Genomic DNA, 17,193 nt, shown 5'->3' with positions numbered 1-17,193 from the left:
AAGAAGCAATCAGTTATCGATAACTGATTGCTTCTTTTGATTATCAAAAAAGATCTTCATTTAAAAAGTTCTGTAGATGCTTAATAGTATAACATTCTACCATTCTACTTACCTCTTTAAATGTTTCCACTGATTTTAAGTTTTTCCATTCAGACTTAGGTAGAGTATTGAGCCAGATGACTTCTTTAGCCTGTTTTTTGATTTCAGCTAATTTATCGGCTGCATCGTAAAGGCGAATGGTTTTGGTATCACTCATAATAATCAGTATAGTTTGAGGAGTTAAAAGGTCTAAATACTCCTCCTCAAATGTTTCTAATGAAGTTCTTAAGTCTGTAGTCTGCCCCCATTCTTGACTACTATTAATTATGTTTACTATAGTATCTCCAAAGGAGTCTGTTTGGGTAAAGTGTTCGGTAACTCGCTCCAAATCTTCGGAAAAAATAAAGCTTTCTATGTCTCGAATTACGCTTGAAATTCCGTAAACAAATTGAAGTACGAAGGTAGCGTAGCGAGCCATAGAATCGGAAACATCACAGATTAGTAAAAACTTCGGTTTTTGAACCTTTTTTTCTTGGTATTTGAGATCGAACATCGTTCCCCCGTATTTAATATTGCTTCTAATAGTTTTGCGCAGGTCTATCTGTCCGGTTTTTTTATTTCTTTGAAAGCGACGGGAGATTTTAGTAGCTAAGCGATGTGATAACTCCTTAACTAACATAGTAACCTGGGGTAGTTCCTCTTCGGGAATAGTATTTAAGTCTTTGTTGATTAACTCTTCCTTTTCTTGCTGCAAGCTAGAAACTACCTGTTCTATTACTCGATCCATTTCTAAGTCACCGGTTAATTGGGAGTCTATACTTTTTTCTTCCTGCTCTACTCCATTCTCTTTTTCCAGTTGGCGTTGCCAGTAGTTGAGCTTACCCCCAATCATATTTTCTAAAGCTGACTTAGTATTGGGTGAGTGACGAAGATGACCTGGGAAGCTTTGTTCTATATAGTCTTGAATTTTTTGTTGAATTTCTGGGTCTAGTTTAGTATAGACCTTTTTTTGTTCTTCTGTTAGCTCTAACTCTACTTCTTCATCCTCCAAATCATCTCTAACACTTTCTCGCTTAAACTTTAGCTCTTCGCTGATCTTCTTTTCAGCTTCAGCTTGGGCTTCTTGTTGCTGTTCAGCCTGTTGTTGCATGCTGTTTTGCTGAGCTTCTTTTTCCTGTTGCGGAACAAAGAAGATATCAAAGGCCTTATCGAAGATCTTCTTTTCGTAATTATTTTTTACTAACATTGAACGTAAGGTGGTTTTAAATTCGCCTTTATTTACGATTTCTATTAGCTGTAGGGCCTCTAAAGCTTCAATAGATTCAGCTAAACTGATTCTAATTCCTAAGTTTCTAAGAATTTGAATAAACTTAATCAAGTTTCTTTCTATATAATTCTCATCTGCTTTATCGGTGAACTTTTGAACCTGATTAGCTACTTTTTCTGAGGATTTCATAGGCTATCCCTCCTTTCTGAAACTGAGCAAGTCTTAGCAGTTAGCTACTTTTAGTTTTTATTTCTTTGCTTAGCTGACCAGCTCCTAATTCTTTAAAGACATCTAAGTCGTTTTTAGTTTTAAAAATCAAGGACTGAGTTTTGCGAATTAATTCTGGACTTAGTCTATCGGCATCTAAGCTCATTAGAGCTTGGGCCCAATCTAAGGTTTCAGAGATCGAAGGCTTTTTCTTAAAGTCCAAATTATGTCTTAAATAACTGATAGCTGCAGCTATTTGATGAGATAGTTCCTTACCGATACCAGGCACCTTAGTCCGAATGATTTCTACTTCTTTGTCTATAGAAGGTAAATCAATATATAAGAAGATACAGCGTCGCTTTAAGCCATCGGATAGTTCCCGGTTAGCATTGCTAGTTAGCACCACTATAGGTCGTTGTTTAGCTTTAACGGTACCTAACTCAGGAATTGATACCTGAAAGTCCGATAACATTTCAAATAGAAAAGCTTCAAACTCTTCATCGGTTTTATCTATTTCGTCTATTAACAATACCGGTCTTTTATCAGCTTTAATTGCTTTGAGTAAAGGTCTTTCTAAAAGGTATTCTTCTGAAAAGATATCCTGTTCTAAATTATCTTGAGCTTTATTATCTTTATTGATCTGAATATTGATTAACTGCTTTTGGTAGTTCCATTCGTAAAGAGCTTTATTTTCATCCAAACCCTCATAGCACTGTAGTCTAATTAACTCTGTATCGAAAACTTTACTTAAAACTTTAGCAATTTCCGTTTTACCAACTCCTGGTTCACCAGTTATTAAAAGTGGTTTTTCTAGTTCTAAGGCTAAATAGCTAGGAATGATGATTTCTTCACCACAAATATACTGTTCTTCTTGAAAGGCTTTTTTGAGTTCTTCTTTACTAAGCTTCAATTTAATTCCTCCTCTTTGTTAGTCTTCTTATAACCATTATATTACTTAAAGTACAATTAAGCTATGATTATTCTCACACTTCTTAAGGGAATGATATAAATAGCTACTTATGTTCTTTATTATATTTTAAGAAGAATTTTTTGTCAAGCGTTTAGATATTGATGATTTACAGTTTCGCTTGACAGTAGATAATGAATAAGATACACTTTAAAGTAACTGCTATATAAGTAGCAACTAATATAATGGAGTGCTTAGATAAATGGATTTAAATCTTAATGATGAGTTAATAGAGTTATTTGCTGAATTTTTTAAAAAAGTTGCCGAGGGCAATAGATTAAGGATTTTATTAGCTATTAACCAAGAAGCTAAGTCAGTATCTGAGATTATTGATAGTACTGAACTTTCTCAGCCTTTAGTTTCATTTCATTTGCGAGTTTTACGCGAGGCAAATATAATTCAGAGTCAGCGTGAAGGTACCTTTGTTTATTATTCTCTAGTTGATTCTAAATTAGTTGATGAGTTGTTGGTAATGCTTAAGCATTTAGAGTACTTTGAATCTGAAGATATTAAGATAGATTTTGACTTACCATTTTGCACTGAAAGGAGGTGAAAGGATGCAAGAATTGAAGGAAAAGTTTGCTTCTTTATCTGAGGCAGAAAAAATGGAGTTTATTAAAGAAATTATGCCAGCTATTAGTGAAATGTTTCAAAATAATAGCCAGGAAATGATTAGAATTATGATACCTGCTTTTCAAAAGGTGATGGCAGATAGTGAGCTTGATATTTCACAGCTAATGAGTATGATGGGACAGCTGGATATGGATACTGAGTAAGTAGCTTAATTTAAAAAAATACAAGTCAAACTGGAACTGATAAGGAGAGGTTTATTATGGGTGAAAAGGGTAATCAGAGATGGGAAGAAATTAGGGAAATGGGTAAAAAGAAGTTTGTTTGGACCCATGGAGTACTGCGTTGGGGAGTGCTAGTAGCAGTGGCTTGGTCTATTATCAACCAAGGGCTGAGAGATGGACTTGATCTGATGGGTTTTTTGAGTTTAGACTTTTTAGTTCGTCTCGGGATTTCTTTAGTTATCTTTGGAGTTGCTGGTTATTTTTGGGGGCGAATGCTTTGGAAGAAGATGGAGGAAGAAAGCTGAGTTGGAAAGTAGGTAGAAATTTCTACCTACTTTTTACTGAATTTAATTAATAGATGAGTCAAGTACTCTCCTAGAAAGGCTATGTCTTCTGTATGTAACTTAGTAACTATAGAAGAGTCGAATAGTACATTAGCCCCGCCGGGAACTTCATCATCGCCGGCCCAAACAGTATAGGTTAAAGGGATAGTAGGTAAGATTTCAATACTAAAGCCTAAATCGCCTTTATCAATAAACTGAGCTCCTAATTTCTGAGCAGCTTTTTCTAACTTATCAAGCTCTTCACTGAAGTTATCAATAATAGGCTCTACTGCTTCTCTTTGAAAAGCATCATTATAAACATTTCCTCCGGGTAGTTCTCGATAGGAGACTAAATCTGCACGTAATGGCCAGTTATCACCACGAAGGAGAAAATGTAGAATAACTATAGCCATTCCTACAGTAGTGTTTAGTTCAGGATTAGAGTTGCTAATTTCTCCACTAGGATACTTAACATAGTAATCTTGATTTAGTCCGGTGACAATAAAATGCTCTTCATTTTCATCAAACTTTACTCCAGTTCTATTAGTAATATCTTCTATTGAGGTTCGGGTTAGCCGTTTTTGAGCTTTATCCAAAGCAGGTTTATAGCCTAAGGCTTCAGTGCCAAATGATAAAGACTTTTCAGATGATAAGGACATTTAATTCAGCTCCTTTGCTAAACTATTTTGATTAATTATATCAGCTATAGATATGAGAATCAATTATATTGCTGGTCTAGTTTAAAATATTTTGTATTTTGCTTAAAAATAAAGGATAATAGTTAAGTTTATAGAAATTAAAGATTTGAAACTTATAAGGATTAACAGCAGAGGATTATCTCTGTTCTTTTTGTTTTAATCCAAAGTGAAATTTAGCTAATTAAGGTTAAAGGAGTTGATAAAAAATGATTATTGGAGTACCTAAGGAAATAAAAGATAATGAAAATCGAGTAGCAATTACCCCAGCTGGAGTGGAGGCTTTAACTAATCAAGGACATAGAGTAATGATTGAGGAGTCAGCAGGAGTAGGTAGTGAAATTCCTGATTCGCATTTCAAAGGGGCTGGTGCTGAAATTATAGCTGATAACCGTCAGCTTTTTGCTGAGGCAGAAATGATTATGAAGGTCAAGGAGCCTTTAGCAGCAGAGTATGACTTATTAAAGGAAGAGCAGATTCTTTATACTTATCTTCATTTAGCTGCGGAAGAGGAATTAACTAAGGTGTTGAGGGAAAAGAAAATTACTGCTATTGCTTATGAAACAGTGGAATTAGCAGATGGCTCGCTGCCTTTGTTGACTCCTATGAGTGAGGTGGCTGGGAGATTAGCAATTCAAAAGGGAGCTTTATATTTAGAAAAGCCTGCTGGAGGAAGAGGAGTTCTCTTAGGGGGAGTTCCAGGAACTAAACCGGCTAAAGTAACAATAATTGGGGGAGGAATAGTGGGTATCAATGCAGCTAAGATGGCTAAAGGCTTAGGAGCAGAAGTGACAATTTTAGATATAGATGCTCAGCAGATGAGATATTTAGACGATATTTTTGGCGGTAATGTGAAGACAAGAATGTCTAATAAGTACAATATTCAGGAAGAGGTAGCTGCAGCTGACTTAGTAATTGGTGCCGTACTCCTACCGGGAGCCAAAGCTCCTAACTTAATTACTGAAGAGATGGTGAAGGAGATGAAAAGAGGAACTGTGATTGTCGATGTAGCTATTGATCAAGGTGGTTGTGTGGAAACTACCTATCCTACTACTCATGCTGAGCCTGTGTTTACCAAGCACGGAGTGATTCATTATTCAGTAGCTAATATGCCGGGAGCCGTAGCTAGAACTGCTACTTACGCTTTAACAAACGCTACCCTTCCTTATGCAGTTAAACTAGCCAATCAAGGCTATCAAGAGGCTTTATTAGCTGATCCAGCCTTACTTAAAGGGTTGAATGTTTATGCTGGTCAAATAACTTATCCTGGGGTAGCTGAAGCCTTAGATTTAGATTACTGTGCTCCGCGAGAGTTATTGGAAGATAATTAGATTTTTGCTTTTTTAAAGCGGCGGTAAAATATCATTATTCTTTGTTAGCAGATCCTTGATAATCTTAGCTAATTTTTCTATACCGTTTTTAATTTGCTGAGCTTCTACAGCAGCAAAGCTGAGTCTGATTCTGTTTTGACAAGGCTGTTGAGAATAAAAAAGATCACCGGTGGCGATTTTAACTCCAGCGCCTAGGGCCCGATTATATAACTGCTCCATTGTTAAAGTATCTGGAAGCTTCAACCAAATATTTAGCCCACCTTGAGGAGTTATGAAGGAGACCTCCTTAGGTAGATGATTTTTTAGAGATTTGACCATTACTTCATATCTATGTTGATAAGTCTGTTGGAGATAGTCCAGCTGTTCCGTCCAGATTTCTTGGCGAAAGTAAAGGTCTAATACTCGCTGAACTAGACCATCAGTGAAGATATCTGAAATATACTTAGAAAGTAAGATATCTTCTAGATATTCAGGTGGAATGATTAAAAAGGCTAAACGCAGTCCAGGCATAAATACTTTCGAAAAGCTTTTAAGATAGATTACTGAAGAACTATTATCTAGAGCCTTGAGAGGCAAAGTAGGCTTTGAGCTATAATTGAGATCATTTAAGCAGTCGTCTTCAATGATTAAGAGATTATACTCAGCGGCTAAGTCCAGTATTTTTTCCATCTTTTTTTTACTATAGCTATAACCAGTGGGATTTTGAAAATTAGGCATTAAATAAAGAAATTTAGGTTTGCTTTTGTTTAACTTTTTTTCCAATTCAGCTATCTTAATTCCGTCTTTTTCGATAGGAACTTCAATTAACTGTGCTCCCTTGGCTTTAAAAACTGAAAGAGCTCCGGGGTAGCTTGGCTCTTCTACTAGTACGCTATCTCCATAGTCTAAAAAGGTTTTAGCTAAGATATCGATCCCTTGCTGGGCCCCCGAGACTATTTGAATATTTTGAGCGGTGCTTTGGATTTCATAGTTTTGCAAATAATTGCTAATAGACTCTCTTAAAGGGAGATAACCCTGACTTTTTTGATAGCCAAAGGCATAGCCTTTATCTCTGTCTAAGACCTTATTTAGTAGCTTTTTAAAGGTTTGTACTGGAAATAGTTCTGGACTGGGAGCAGCGGTAGCAAAGTTAATTATTTGTTGGTCGAACTTACTATCTTCGTCAATATAAACCTCTTCGTCTAAATGAGGACTTTCGTTATCTACTTCTAATTTAGGAGCTACGAAGGTGCCACTGCCTACCTTTTTGTAGACAGTATTTTCTGCTGCTAATAGGTCATAGGCTTTTACTACGGTAACGTTATTAATATCTAGCTTTTGGGCTAGTTTTCTAATCGGAGGTAATTTAGTGTGAGGAGCTATTTTTTCTTCTTTAATTAGTTTTTTTAGCTGTTGGGCTAACTGGATATAGAGATGAGTGGAGCTGTTTTTATCTAAACTAAGTAAATCTATCATTTTAAACTCTCCTTTCGGGATAGCTTCCTGTAAATGCATAATTGTATGCATACATTATAAGGTATTAGCTGCTGATTATCAAGCACTTAATTAATACTAATATACTAAAAAAGTTTCATTTTTTGCAGTTAATTGATATAATGCTTTTAGATTTGAATTATTTAAGAGGGGAAAATAAAGTACTAATGATTAATTTAAATCAGGTAAGTGATTTAAAAATTAAAGAGCTATTAAGATAAAATCCCACTTGCAAATAATTAAGAATAGCCAACAGGGAAGTTAAAAATACTAAAATCAAATAGGACAGTTCGCGATCCTCCTGTCTAAAAATAAAACTAAGGTTAGCCACCGTTAAGGTGGTCAGTTTATCTTTTAAAGGAGGGCAGAGGTGTCCTTCTTTTATTAGTTAATGGAGGTAAGTTTAATTCATGGATAAAATAGGAATCACTACTACAGTACCGATAGAGGTTTTGTTAGCAGCTGGTTATCAGCCACTAGATCTTAATAATCTGTTTATTGCTAATGATAATTACGATAGTTATATTGACTTGGCCGAAAGGGATGGCTTTCCTAAAAGCTCTTGTGCCTGGGTTAAAGGAATTTATGGAGCCTGTCTTGAGCAGGGGATTGACGAGGTAGTTAGTGTAGTTGAAGGAGACTGCTCTAATACCAAAGCTTTAATTGAGGTTCTTAATCTTAAAGGGATTAAAGTATACCCTTTTATTTATCCTCATAGCCATTCAAGATCAGATTTAAAAGTAGCTATAGATAAGTTTATGAGCGATTTTGGAGTTAGTTTAACTGAAGTAGAAGCGTTTAGAAAAAAATTAAAGCCGATTAGAAAGCTGGTTAAAGAGATAGATGAGCTTACCTTTAAGGAAAATAAGGTAACTGGTTTTGAAAACCATCTATATCAAGTTATCTGTAGTGATTTTAATGGTGATCCAAATAGCTTTAAAAAGCTGTTGAAAGAGAAAATAAACGAGATAAAAATGAGAGAGCCTATAGAGAAGAAGCTAAGATTGGGCTATATAGGAGTTCCGCCGATGACTACTGATCTATATAATTATGTAAACAATTTTGAAGCTCGTTTTGTATATAATGAGGTTCAACGGGAGTTTGCTTTTCCGAGGGGGATTGAAGCTGAAAATATTTATCAACAGTACTATGACTATACCTATCCTTACGGAATGGAGTTTAGGCTAGCAGAGATTAACCAAGAGATTCAAAGGAGAGACTTAGATGGGATTATTCATTACACTCAGTCCTTCTGTTATCGAGAGATTGAAGATATAGTGATTAAAGAAAGTTTGGATATTCCTATTTTAAATATTCGCGGTGATAAGCTAAACTCATTGGATTCAAGAACTAAGCTGCGCTTAGAGGCCTTTTTAGATATGTTAGGTGATTTGAAGGAGGTAGAGGATTGAGGGTATTAGGTATTGATTTAGGAAGTAGAGAAGTTAAGGTAGTGATTATGACTGCCCAAGAAACTATAGAGAAGTTTAAAGTAAGTACGATGAGCTTTTATAAGGATTATTCTAACTTTGTAGGTAAAGTAGTTGTTGATATTGATAAACTGGGAATTGGAGAAACAAATTTAAAAATATCGACAGGTTACGGGAGAAATAATACTGATCTGAAGGAATTTGAGCCTATTAATGAGGTGAAGGCTCACGTTTATGGAGCTAGATATCAGACAGGCCTTGAAAACTTTATCTTGTTGGATGTAGGGGGGCAAGATGTAAAGGCGGTTAGAGTTGAAAAGGGAATGATAACTGATTTGGATTTAAATGAGAAGTGTGCTGCTTCTTGCGGTAGATACCTTGAAAATATGGCTAATCTATTGGAAGTTTCTTTAGAGGAAATGTCCCAGCATTATCAAGATCCAGTAGAGCTTAACTCTACCTGTGCAGTCTTTTCTGAATCGGAGTTAATTGGGCAGATTGCTGAAGGAGTGGAGATGGATCGGCTTTGTGCGGGTGTTAATTATTCAATGTATAAACGATTACAACCGCTTTTGACTAAATTTAGAGGTAGAAAGTTAGTTATCTCCGGGGGAGTAGCCTATAATCAGGCTATTAAGGAGTATCTTAAAAGGGATTACGATCAGGTGATCTCTTTAGCTGAGCCTCAGTTTAATGGAGCTATTGGTTGTTGTTATTATGGATTACTTAAAAAAGAAAAGGGGTGTTGATGATGAAAAAAGCGGTAGTCCTATTTTCGGGTGGTTTGGATTCTACTACAGCTTTATACTTAGCTAAATCCAAGGGCTTTGAGGTTCATGCTTTGTCTTTTGATTATGGACAGTGTCATAATAAGGAGTTGGAGGCTGCTCGAAAAATAGTAGAAGAGTTAGATATTGCAGAACATATAGTAGTGGAGACTAATATGCAGGCTTGGGGTGGTTCTGCGCTTACTGATGAGCAGTTAGAGGTGCCGCAAGGTGGAGAGTCTACGGAGGAGATTCCGGTAACCTATGTTCCGGCTAGAAATATGATCTTTTTAGCTTATGCGGCTTCTTATGCGGAAGTAGTAGGAGCTCAAGATATATTTATTGGTGTTAGTGAGGTTGATTTTTCTGGTTATGTGGACTGTCGCCAAGAGTTTATTGAAGCTATGGAGGAGGCAATTAATAAGGGGACGGTCTGTGGAGCAGTTGAGGATAGACCAATTAAGGTACATACCCCTTTTATTGATTTGACTAAGGCTGAAGAAATCGAATTGGGGATGGAATTAGGAGTTAATTATGGACTTACCTGGTCCTGTTATCAGGGAGAGGAATTGGCTTGTGGTAGCTGTGATAGTTGTCTGTTGCGACTTAAGGCTTTTGAGGAAGCAGGTTATGTAGATCCTATAGAGTATAGAGAGTAAATTACTGTTGATCAATTAGAGGAGTGAAAAGAGTGGTATCTGTAAGTAAGGAGTTTAGTTGGGATATGGCCCATATGTTAGCAGAACACGAAGGGCTTTGTAAGAACTTACATGGTCATACTTATAAGTTAGAGGTTCAGGTGACTAAGGAGGTTGAGAATCGGGCCCAATGTAGTTCAACTGAGGGAATGGTAATTGATTTTAAAGAATTAAAGCAGATAGTAAATAATTGCATAATAGAACCTTTGGATCATGCTTTTATGTATTGGACTGAGTCTCCAGATGAATTGGAGCATAGCTTAGCAGAGACCTTAGAGCAAGGAGGAAGGAAGATAGTAAAGGTTAACTTTAGACCTACTGCTGAAATGATGGCAGTTTATTTTTTTGACTTATTAAAGAGTGAATTTGCTAATAGAAATATTATTTTGCAAAAGGTTAAGGTTTGGGAGACGCCAAGTAGTTATGCTGAAGTTAGGAGAGAAAATATATGAAATTAGAGGAATTTGAAACTTCAGAACTGGAAATAGTAGAAATCTTTAAGAGTATTTCGGGAGAAGGAATTTCCGCTGGGGAGGTAGTAAGCTTTGTAAGAGTAGCAGGTTGTAATTTAAGATGTAATTATTGTGATACTACTTACGCTTATCAAGCAGATTTTCAAAATCAACTTATGACAGCAGCGGAAGTACTGGCTAGGTTAAAGCAATTAAACTGCAATCAAATAATATGCACCGGAGGAGAGCCTTTAGAACTTAATCGTCCTAAGCGTTATTTACCCCTTTATTTAGCTGCTGGTGGTTTTGGAGTCAGGATAGAAAGCAATGGTAGTTGGCCTGTTTATAGTCCACAGGAGTTAGCTGCTGTTACTGATTCAAAGGAGCTTAAATTAGATTATACTTTAGATGTTAAACTTCCTAGTTCAGGGATGGAGGAGCATAATATTTTGGAAGAAAATTTTGTAGCTTTAAATAAGGGAGATGAACTTAAATTTGTGGTGGCTAATCAAGAGGATTTAAATTATTCCTTATCAATTTTGAAAGAGTATCAGCAAATTTTAGCTACTAGAGAGGTGGTAATTAACTTTTCTCCTGTTTTTGGAGAGTTTGAAGCTGATAGATTAGTTGAGTTTTTAAAAAAAGAAGCTCCTGCTTTTTTTGAAGTAGGATTGAAATTGAGGTTGAGCTTGCAGATTCATAAGCTGATTTGGGAGCCGGAATCTAGAGGTGTTTAGAAGTACTTTAAGCTTTAAAAGCAGGACTTATTTACTTTAGTCTAGAAATATTTAACTAGACCTTTTGATATTATTGACATGTTAGTTTATCCTTTTTTTGAGGAGTGATAAAATTTGCAAGTTCAGGAGAGTTTCGATATTTCTTTAATAGATATGATTATGTGTTTAGCCGATGCCATGGATTTAGTTAGTTCCAAAGTTAGTGGACATCATAAGCGAGTGGCTTATATTGCTGCTAAGTTGGCTGATAAGCTAAAGCTATCTGGGCAGCAAAAGAAGCAGTTAATGATGGCTAGTGCTTTACATGATGTAGGTGCTCTTTCTTTGGAGGAGCGTTTGGATACTTTGGACTTTGAGTTGGATATTGCTAATGAGTTAGGATTAAGTAAGCATTCTGTGTTAGGCTATCGATTGCTAGATAACTTTTCTCCTTTTAAGGAAATTGCTTCGATAGTTCTTTATCATCATGTAGATTGGGAAGAAGGAGCTGGGGCTGAGTTTAGAGGGGAGCAGATTCCTCAGCAAAGCCATATTTTACATTTAGCAGATCGGATTGATGTATTGATTGAAAAAGAGGTTGGGGTTTTAAAGCAGGTAGATAGGATACGTGATACAGTAGTTAAGGAAGCAGGAAGTAAGTTTCTTCCTGAAACTGTGGAAGCCTTTAGTGATTTAGCTAGCAAAGATTTTTTTTGGCTTAATGCTATTTCGGCTGCTAATAATCAACTTATAGCTGATGAGTTTGGTAGAACTAAGATCTCTTTGGATTTAGATGGACTTTATAATTTGGGGAAATTTTTTAGTCAAATTATAGACTTTCGGAGTCACTTTACTGCTACTCATTCCAGTGGGGTAGCTGCTAGTGCTGAAGGATTAGCTGATTTCATTGGTTTATCTTTTCAGCAAGTTCGTCGAGTGAAGGTAGCTGGTTACTTACATGATTTAGGTAAATTATCGGTACCGACGGAAATTTTGGAAAAACCGGATAAACTAACTGACAATGAGTATAGTCTAATTCAAGAGCATGCTTATTACACCTATCATTCTTTGGCTAGTATTGAGGGTTTAGATGAAATTAGTAAGTGGGCTTCATTTCATCATGAGCGTCTCGATGGAAAGGGATATCCCTTTCAATATTCAGCTGAAAAACTGCCTTTAGAATCCCGAATAATAGCAGTTGCTGATGTATTTACTGCTATTACTGAAGATCGTCCTTATCGGGAGGGGATGGATTCTCAGCAGGCTCTGAATATTTTAGAGGATATGGCTCGAGATGAGGCTTTAGATGAGGAAATAGTTTTAGTGTTAAAAAATAATTATCAAGAGATAGACTGCCTGCGTAAATGGGCTCAGGAACATGAGGCTCAGGAATATAAGAACTTTTCAACAGGTGGTTTATCCAGTTGAAAAGTTGAATGTTTATGTGAGTTAAAGTTATGATTTTAAGGGGTGATTCAATGAAACAAAAACAGGATTTAGATGTATCGTTAATGGATATGGTTATGTGTTTATCCGATGCTATGGATTTAATTAGTTCTACAGTTAATGGACATCATCAGCGAGTAGCCTATATTGCTGGTAAGCTGGCCGAAGAGTTAAAAATTCCTAAAAGAAAAAGGGAGCATTTAATATTGGCTAGTGCTTTACACGATGTAGGAGCTCTTTCTTTGCAGGAGCGTTTGGATACTTTGAACTTTGAGTTGGATGTTTCTGATAGCTTAGGTTTAAGTAAACACGCTATATTAGGTTATCAGTTGATAGATGAGTTTGAACCTTTTGTAGAGATTGCACCGCTAGTTCTTTATCACCACGTGGATTGGGAAAAAGGGGCCGGGTCTGAGTTTAGAGGTGAACAGATTCCTTGGGAGAGTCATATTTTACATTTAGCAGATCGAATTGATGTATTGATTAAAAGTGAAGCTGGAATTTTAGGTCAGGTTGATAGAATATGTGCTAAAATAGTTGAAGAAGCAGGGAATAAGTTTGTTCCAGAGATTGTAGAAGCCTTTACTGGTTTAGCTCAAAAAGAATCTTTTTGGTTTGATATTACTTCTCCGGCTAGGATTCAGTTAATAACTAATGAGTTTAGTAGAGATAAGATTTGTTTAGGTTTAGATGGTCTTTATAATTTAGGTAAGCTTTTTAGTCAAATTATAGACTTTCGGAGCCGTTTTACAGCTGCGCATTCTAGTGGAGTAGCTGCTAGTGCTGAAGCATTGGCGAATTTTATCGGCATGTCAGAGCATAAAGCACGGAAGCTTAAAGTAGCTGGTTATTTACACGACTTAGGTAAATTAGCGGTACCGACGGAAATTTTGGAAAAACCGGATAAGCTAACGGAAGCTGAATTTAATATAATTAAAAAACATACCTACTATACTTATCATACCTTAAAAAGAGTCAAAGGCTTAGATGAGATAAATATTTGGGCTTCACTACATCATGAACGACTTGATGGGGAGGGGTATCCTTTTCATTATCAGCAGGAGGAACTGCCTTTAGGATCTCGAATAATGGCTGTGGCCGATGTCTTTTCGGCTATTACCGAAGATCGGCCTTATCGTCGAGGGATGGAGAAGAAAAAGGTTTTAAATATTTTGGAAAACATGGTTCAGGATGGTGCTTTAGATGAAGATATAGTGTTAACTTTGAATGATAACTATGAAGCAATATACTGTTTGCGAAAGTATGCTCAAGAACAGGAGACTTCTGAATATAAGAGCTTTTTGCAGGATAGTTTGGCTGATAATTCCCAAAGGAAAGCGGAGGCTAAGTAGATGGATACTATTACTGAGGTGCAAGGGATTAAGCTGGGCCACGCTCAAGACAGGGAAGCTTTAACAGGCTGTACAGTCATTTTAGCCGAAGCAGGAGCAGTAGCAGGAGTAGAAGTTAGAGGAGCGGCGCCAGGAACTCGGGAGATAGAACTCTTAGCTCCTTTGAAGTCGGTAGCTGAAGTACAAGCGGTTTTGCTAACGGGAGGTAGCGCTTTTGGTTTAGGGGCTGCTCAAGGAGTTATGGACTACTTGGAAGAACAGGGAATTGGCTATGATGTAGGAGTAACTTCGGTGCCTATTGTACCGGCGGCAGTGATCTTTGATTTAGAGATTGGCGATTATAGAGTTCGACCACAAAGGAAGATGGGCTATCAGGCCTGTGAGAATGCTAAAGCTGAAAATAAACTTCGAGGTAATGTAGGTGTGGGAATGGGAGCTACGGTAGCTAAGCTAGCCGGCATGGAAAGTGCAATAAAAAGCGGTTTGGGAATGGCTAGTCAACAAGTAGGGGAGTTAGTAGTTGCTGCTTTAGTAGTGGTTAATGCTTTAGGAGAGGTCTTTGATCCTCAAACTGATCAAATTATTGCTGGAGTTAGAGGAGAAAGCGAGTTTTGTAGTTCGGTGGAGCTATTAAAGAATAAATTTTTGGAGGGCAAGGCTAAAGAAAACCTTCAATTAAGTAATACTACTTTGGGGGTAGTGACTACTAATGCTAGTTTAAGCAAAAATCAGGCTAATAAAGTGGCCCAGATGGCCCAAAATGGTTTAGCCCAAAGGATTAGACCTGTTCATAGTAGTTTGGATGGAGATACTATATTTACCTTAGCTACAGGTAAAATAGAGACTGAGGTGGATTTAATTGGTACTTTGGCTGCAGAAGTTGTGGCTACAGCAGTTTTAGATGCTCTAAACTCTGCTCAAGGAGCTGGGGAACTGCCAGCAGTAGGAGAGCTTAACTATTGATTTAGCTAGTTTTAATAAGTTCTTTTTCAAGAACTTGCAAGTATTTTTTTAGTTCTGTTAAGGAACATTCCTTTAGACTTTGTTTAGCAAAGTTCTCTTTCAGAACCTCTTGAGCTTCTTTATTAGTTATTTCTTTTTCGGCTATAGTACTGTTGATTTGATTGATAATCTGTTGCTTCTGTTTTTCTTTAGTTTTCTTTTTTGGGTTTACTAGACTGTCTACTATTCTCTTTCCTTCCTCCAATTCGGGTGCAAACTGAGTTCCGTAACCTAAAGTGGCTAGGGCCCTACCAATGGCTCCGGTTTCAGCTTTTTCAATATAATCAAAAAAGCTAGCTTTATATTCAGTTTTAGTACCCTGAGCTAGAGGTCTGCTATTTTCATTTTTAATGGTTGCTTGACAGATAGCAATTCCTTGGTCAATATCCAAAAGTAGGAATTCGGTATTTATTCCGTAATCAGGATGTTCTTTTCTAAACCAGACTAAACGCCATTTAACTTCTAAATAACTTTTTCCTTTGATTTTCGTTAAGTGTTCTTGAGGATTAAACTTCATTAATTTCACTCCTTGTTAAGCTTAAGATATCTGATTTCAATTTTTTTAATGCAGTAATTTTTTTACTTTAGTTGTTTCAGTTTAAGTATTGTTTGAAATTTAAAGGGAATTTAAATTTCAATGTAGAATATATTTAAATAAGAGAAAAGATAGGTACTTAAAGTTCTAAATTATATTTTAGTTTAATATAAAATAATAAGCTTGTCTTAAATTCTGCAAGGTGGCTTTTTGAGAATTTAGGGCTTTTTTTAATAAATTTTGGACAGGAGAGGTGTTAAATTTGGATAGGCTTATTTGGTTCTATATATCAGGCATTATTTTTAATTTAATATTTTATATTTTTTATTTAGTTAGAAATCGTAGAAAATTAAGTGTAGATATTTTAGGTACAATTACTTTTATTTTATTGAGTTGGCTTATTTATCCCTTGCTTTTTATAAAAAATAGATAGCTATGGATAAAAACATAAAGCTATTCGCCTAACTGGTAAAAAATAATTGGGAGTTTTGTTCCGCTTATTTAATTTGAGTTGAGAATATGCTTAAGTTTTTGGAATAATAATTTAAAGGGATAGCTCAATTGAGCTATCCCTTTAAATTTATGCTAATTATTTTTTTGTAGCTCTTCTTTTGCTTGTTTTAAGAAGGAAAGGTCGATATGCTCTTCTACTTCGAAGTCCGTGGAAATGATATCGTGTTCTTGTAAAAACTCAGTTCCGTCTCTTAAGACTTCTTTATCTCTATCGCTTAACATTGCTTTAGTTTCTCCAAAAGTGTCTAGACTTCTTTCGGCTACATAAGCAGAGTAGTTGGTGTAAGGTTCGGATAGCAGTTCGATTGCTCGTTCAGGTTCTTCATTGACAATTTCCTGCATTTCCAGATGGACCTTTAACCATTCTACTACTGCTTCAGGTTGATTTTCCAGTAGATAAGGATGAGCAACTACCACTGATAAGTCTTCAAATTCAGGATACTCTTCACCAGTAGCTAAGACTTCGGCTTCAAAGCCTTCAACTTCTTTACCTCGTTCTATGATTTCTGAAACGAAAGGCTCCCAGACAATAGCGGCATCAATATCTCCATTCTCTAATTGGCTTAACATAGTAGTAGGATCTCCATCTAACAGATCGTTAGCAGTAATATTTTCAAAGTTTTCCGCTTCCATTACCTGCAAGAAGAAACGGTGCGAGTAACTATAGTGGTTAACTCTTAGATCTAAATCATTATTATCCAACTCTTCAACAGAGTCAAATTCTCCTTTACGAGTTACAATAGCCGTTGTTTTTCCTGGTGACCAGACGTCTTTAGCAATTATTACTCCATTTAGATTATCTTCATCTCCAGCTACTAGTCCGGGCATATCACCCATATAACCAATCATTTGATCTTGGGCTACTAAGCTGCTGATCATATCAGAGCCTGAGAGATAACTAGCGTAACTAACATCCAAATCCTCAGTTAACTCTTCGATCTCTAAACTATTACTGATAATTCCGCTTACTGCGGGGTAGTAATGAGGTTGAAAGGCTACTCCTAGTTCTTCTTCATGAGGTGTACAGGCACTAAGACTAAGTAATAGTAAACTAGCTAAGATTATAATTGAAAGCTTGATAAAGTTATTATTATTAAACACTTTTAAGACCTGCTTATAAAAATCTATACAAAACTAACTATAGACCACAATTTCACAGGATTACAATTGTGTAGGATGCAATCGC

Annotated in this window: 18 protein-coding genes; 12 read left to right on the top strand and 6 right to left on the bottom strand. The window is 36.2% G+C overall.

The features are described 5' to 3' along the window. Window positions 1-43: 43 nt before the first annotated feature. Together MWH30_RS07680 and MWH30_RS07675 are read right to left on the bottom strand one after the other, a co-directional pair. The gene (locus MWH30_RS07680; RefSeq protein WP_248663483.1) at window positions 44-1,495 is read right to left on the bottom strand and encodes a VWA domain-containing protein; all 1,452 of its coding nucleotides are present in this window, start codon (window positions 1,493-1,495) and stop codon (window positions 44-46) included. Between the two features lie 40 nt (window positions 1,496-1,535). Beyond that, a complete protein-coding gene (locus MWH30_RS07675; protein ID WP_248663482.1) occupies window positions 1,536-2,423 on the bottom strand; it encodes an AAA family ATPase in 888 nt (295 codons plus the stop codon). 259 nt (window positions 2,424-2,682) lie between these two features. Here MWH30_RS07675 and MWH30_RS07670 point away from each other — a divergent pair, with 259 nt between their 5' ends. From MWH30_RS07670 to MWH30_RS07660, 3 genes are read left to right on the top strand one after another with little or no spacing between them, the layout of a single operon-like run. Then, a complete protein-coding gene (locus MWH30_RS07670) occupies window positions 2,683-3,033 on the top strand; it encodes an ArsR/SmtB family transcription factor (protein ID WP_248663481.1) in 351 nt (116 codons plus the stop codon). A gap of 4 nt (window positions 3,034-3,037) precedes the next feature. Next, on the top strand, window positions 3,038-3,256 hold the full coding sequence (locus MWH30_RS07665) for a hypothetical protein (RefSeq protein WP_248663480.1): 219 nt from the start codon (window positions 3,038-3,040) through the stop codon (window positions 3,254-3,256). 56 nt (window positions 3,257-3,312) lie between these two features. After that, window positions 3,313-3,579, top strand: coding sequence for a hypothetical protein (locus MWH30_RS07660; RefSeq protein WP_248663479.1), 267 nt, complete (start codon window positions 3,313-3,315; stop codon window positions 3,577-3,579). Window positions 3,580-3,605: 26 nt separating this feature from the next. On the opposite strand, the gene MWH30_RS07655 is transcribed toward MWH30_RS07660, so the two are convergent. After that, window positions 3,606-4,256, bottom strand: a complete 651-nt coding sequence (locus tag MWH30_RS07655; RefSeq protein ID WP_248663478.1) for a DUF3786 domain-containing protein — start codon at window positions 4,254-4,256, stop codon at window positions 3,606-3,608. A gap of 245 nt (window positions 4,257-4,501) precedes the next feature. Between MWH30_RS07655 and ald the strand changes: the two genes are divergently transcribed. Further along, window positions 4,502-5,623, top strand: a complete 1,122-nt coding sequence (gene ald, locus MWH30_RS07650; RefSeq protein ID WP_248663477.1) for an alanine dehydrogenase — start codon at window positions 4,502-4,504, stop codon at window positions 5,621-5,623. 12 nt (window positions 5,624-5,635) lie between these two features. On the opposite strand, the gene pdxR is transcribed toward ald, so the two are convergent. Beyond that, window positions 5,636-7,078, bottom strand: coding sequence for a MocR-like pyridoxine biosynthesis transcription factor PdxR (gene pdxR / locus MWH30_RS07645; RefSeq protein WP_248663476.1), 1,443 nt, complete (start codon window positions 7,076-7,078; stop codon window positions 5,636-5,638). A 428-nt stretch (window positions 7,079-7,506) separates the two neighbouring features. Here pdxR and MWH30_RS07640 point away from each other — a divergent pair, with 428 nt between their 5' ends. The 8 genes from MWH30_RS07640 to MWH30_RS07605 all read left to right on the top strand — a co-directional run bounded on the left by MWH30_RS07640 (window position 7,507) and on the right by MWH30_RS07605 (window position 14,920). Continuing rightward, window positions 7,507-8,508, top strand: a complete 1,002-nt coding sequence (locus MWH30_RS07640) for a 2-hydroxyacyl-CoA dehydratase family protein (RefSeq protein ID WP_248663475.1) — start codon at window positions 7,507-7,509, stop codon at window positions 8,506-8,508. Beyond that, entirely contained in the window at window positions 8,505-9,275 is a 771-nt protein-coding gene (locus MWH30_RS07635) for an acyl-CoA dehydratase activase (protein WP_248663474.1), read from the top strand. The genes MWH30_RS07640 and MWH30_RS07635 overlap by 4 nt, the downstream gene beginning before the upstream one ends. Window positions 9,276-9,277: 2 nt before the next feature. Continuing rightward, entirely contained in the window at window positions 9,278-9,952 is a 675-nt protein-coding gene (gene queC / locus MWH30_RS07630) for a 7-cyano-7-deazaguanine synthase QueC (RefSeq protein ID WP_248663473.1), read from the top strand. 32 nt (window positions 9,953-9,984) lie between these two features. Continuing rightward, window positions 9,985-10,443: a 6-carboxytetrahydropterin synthase QueD gene (queD, locus tag MWH30_RS07625; RefSeq protein WP_248663472.1), complete on the top strand. Its 459-nt coding sequence runs from the start codon at window positions 9,985-9,987 to the stop codon at window positions 10,441-10,443. Then, window positions 10,440-11,180 (top strand): radical SAM protein, encoded by a 741-nt coding sequence (locus MWH30_RS07620; protein ID WP_248663471.1) that lies wholly within the window; start codon window positions 10,440-10,442, stop codon window positions 11,178-11,180. Before queD ends, MWH30_RS07620 begins: the two co-directional genes overlap by 4 nt. A gap of 114 nt (window positions 11,181-11,294) precedes the next feature. Further along, complete coding sequence (locus MWH30_RS07615) at window positions 11,295-12,587, top strand: HD-GYP domain-containing protein (protein WP_248663470.1); 1,293 nt, start codon at window positions 11,295-11,297, stop codon at window positions 12,585-12,587. Between the two features lie 50 nt (window positions 12,588-12,637). Continuing rightward, window positions 12,638-13,957 (top strand): HD-GYP domain-containing protein, encoded by a 1,320-nt coding sequence (locus MWH30_RS07610; RefSeq protein WP_248663469.1) that lies wholly within the window; start codon window positions 12,638-12,640, stop codon window positions 13,955-13,957. Then, a complete protein-coding gene (locus MWH30_RS07605; protein WP_248663468.1) occupies window positions 13,958-14,920 on the top strand; it encodes a P1 family peptidase in 963 nt (320 codons plus the stop codon). Between the two features lies 1 nt (window position 14,921). On the opposite strand, the gene MWH30_RS07600 is transcribed toward MWH30_RS07605, so the two are convergent. Further along, entirely contained in the window at window positions 14,922-15,476 is a 555-nt protein-coding gene (locus MWH30_RS07600) for a hypothetical protein (RefSeq protein WP_248663467.1), read from the bottom strand. Window positions 15,477-16,079: 603 nt separating this feature from the next. Continuing rightward, window positions 16,080-17,108, bottom strand: coding sequence for an ABC transporter substrate-binding protein (locus MWH30_RS07595; RefSeq protein WP_248663466.1), 1,029 nt, complete (start codon window positions 17,106-17,108; stop codon window positions 16,080-16,082). Window positions 17,109-17,193: the final 85 nt, after the last annotated feature.

It is taken from the genome of Fuchsiella alkaliacetigena (assembly GCF_023227765.1).
GTDB classification, from domain to species: Bacteria; Bacillota; Halanaerobiia; order Halobacteroidales; family Acetohalobiaceae; genus Fuchsiella; species Fuchsiella alkaliacetigena.
This window is presented reverse-complemented; position numbering and strand designations above follow the sequence as displayed.

What these genes read in the sequence shown, in the direction of transcription:
- MWH30_RS07655 (WP_248663478.1), bottom strand. Translation starts at nt 4,256, where the DNA reads ATGTCCTTATCATCTGAAAAGTCTTTATCATTTGGCACTGAAGCCTTA.
- MWH30_RS07600 (WP_248663467.1), bottom strand. Translation starts at nt 15,476, where the DNA reads ATGAAGTTTAATCCTCAAGAACACTTAACGAAAATCAAAGGAAAAAGT.
- pdxR (WP_248663476.1), bottom strand. Translation starts at nt 7,078, where the DNA reads ATGATAGATTTACTTAGTTTAGATAAAAACAGCTCCACTCATCTCTAT.
- MWH30_RS07640 (WP_248663475.1), top strand. Translation starts at nt 7,507, where the DNA reads ATGGATAAAATAGGAATCACTACTACAGTACCGATAGAGGTTTTGTTA.
- MWH30_RS07670 (WP_248663481.1), top strand. Translation starts at nt 2,683, where the DNA reads ATGGATTTAAATCTTAATGATGAGTTAATAGAGTTATTTGCTGAATTT.
- MWH30_RS07665 (WP_248663480.1), top strand. Translation starts at nt 3,038, where the DNA reads ATGCAAGAATTGAAGGAAAAGTTTGCTTCTTTATCTGAGGCAGAAAAA.
- MWH30_RS07660 (WP_248663479.1), top strand. Translation starts at nt 3,313, where the DNA reads ATGGGTGAAAAGGGTAATCAGAGATGGGAAGAAATTAGGGAAATGGGT.
- MWH30_RS07605 (WP_248663468.1), top strand. Translation starts at nt 13,958, where the DNA reads ATGGATACTATTACTGAGGTGCAAGGGATTAAGCTGGGCCACGCTCAA.
- MWH30_RS07680 (WP_248663483.1), bottom strand. Translation starts at nt 1,495, where the DNA reads ATGAAATCCTCAGAAAAAGTAGCTAATCAGGTTCAAAAGTTCACCGAT.
- MWH30_RS07620 (WP_248663471.1), top strand. Translation starts at nt 10,440, where the DNA reads ATGAAATTAGAGGAATTTGAAACTTCAGAACTGGAAATAGTAGAAATC.
- MWH30_RS07610 (WP_248663469.1), top strand. Translation starts at nt 12,638, where the DNA reads ATGAAACAAAAACAGGATTTAGATGTATCGTTAATGGATATGGTTATG.
- queC (WP_248663473.1), top strand. Translation starts at nt 9,278, where the DNA reads ATGAAAAAAGCGGTAGTCCTATTTTCGGGTGGTTTGGATTCTACTACA.
- ald (WP_248663477.1), top strand. Translation starts at nt 4,502, where the DNA reads ATGATTATTGGAGTACCTAAGGAAATAAAAGATAATGAAAATCGAGTA.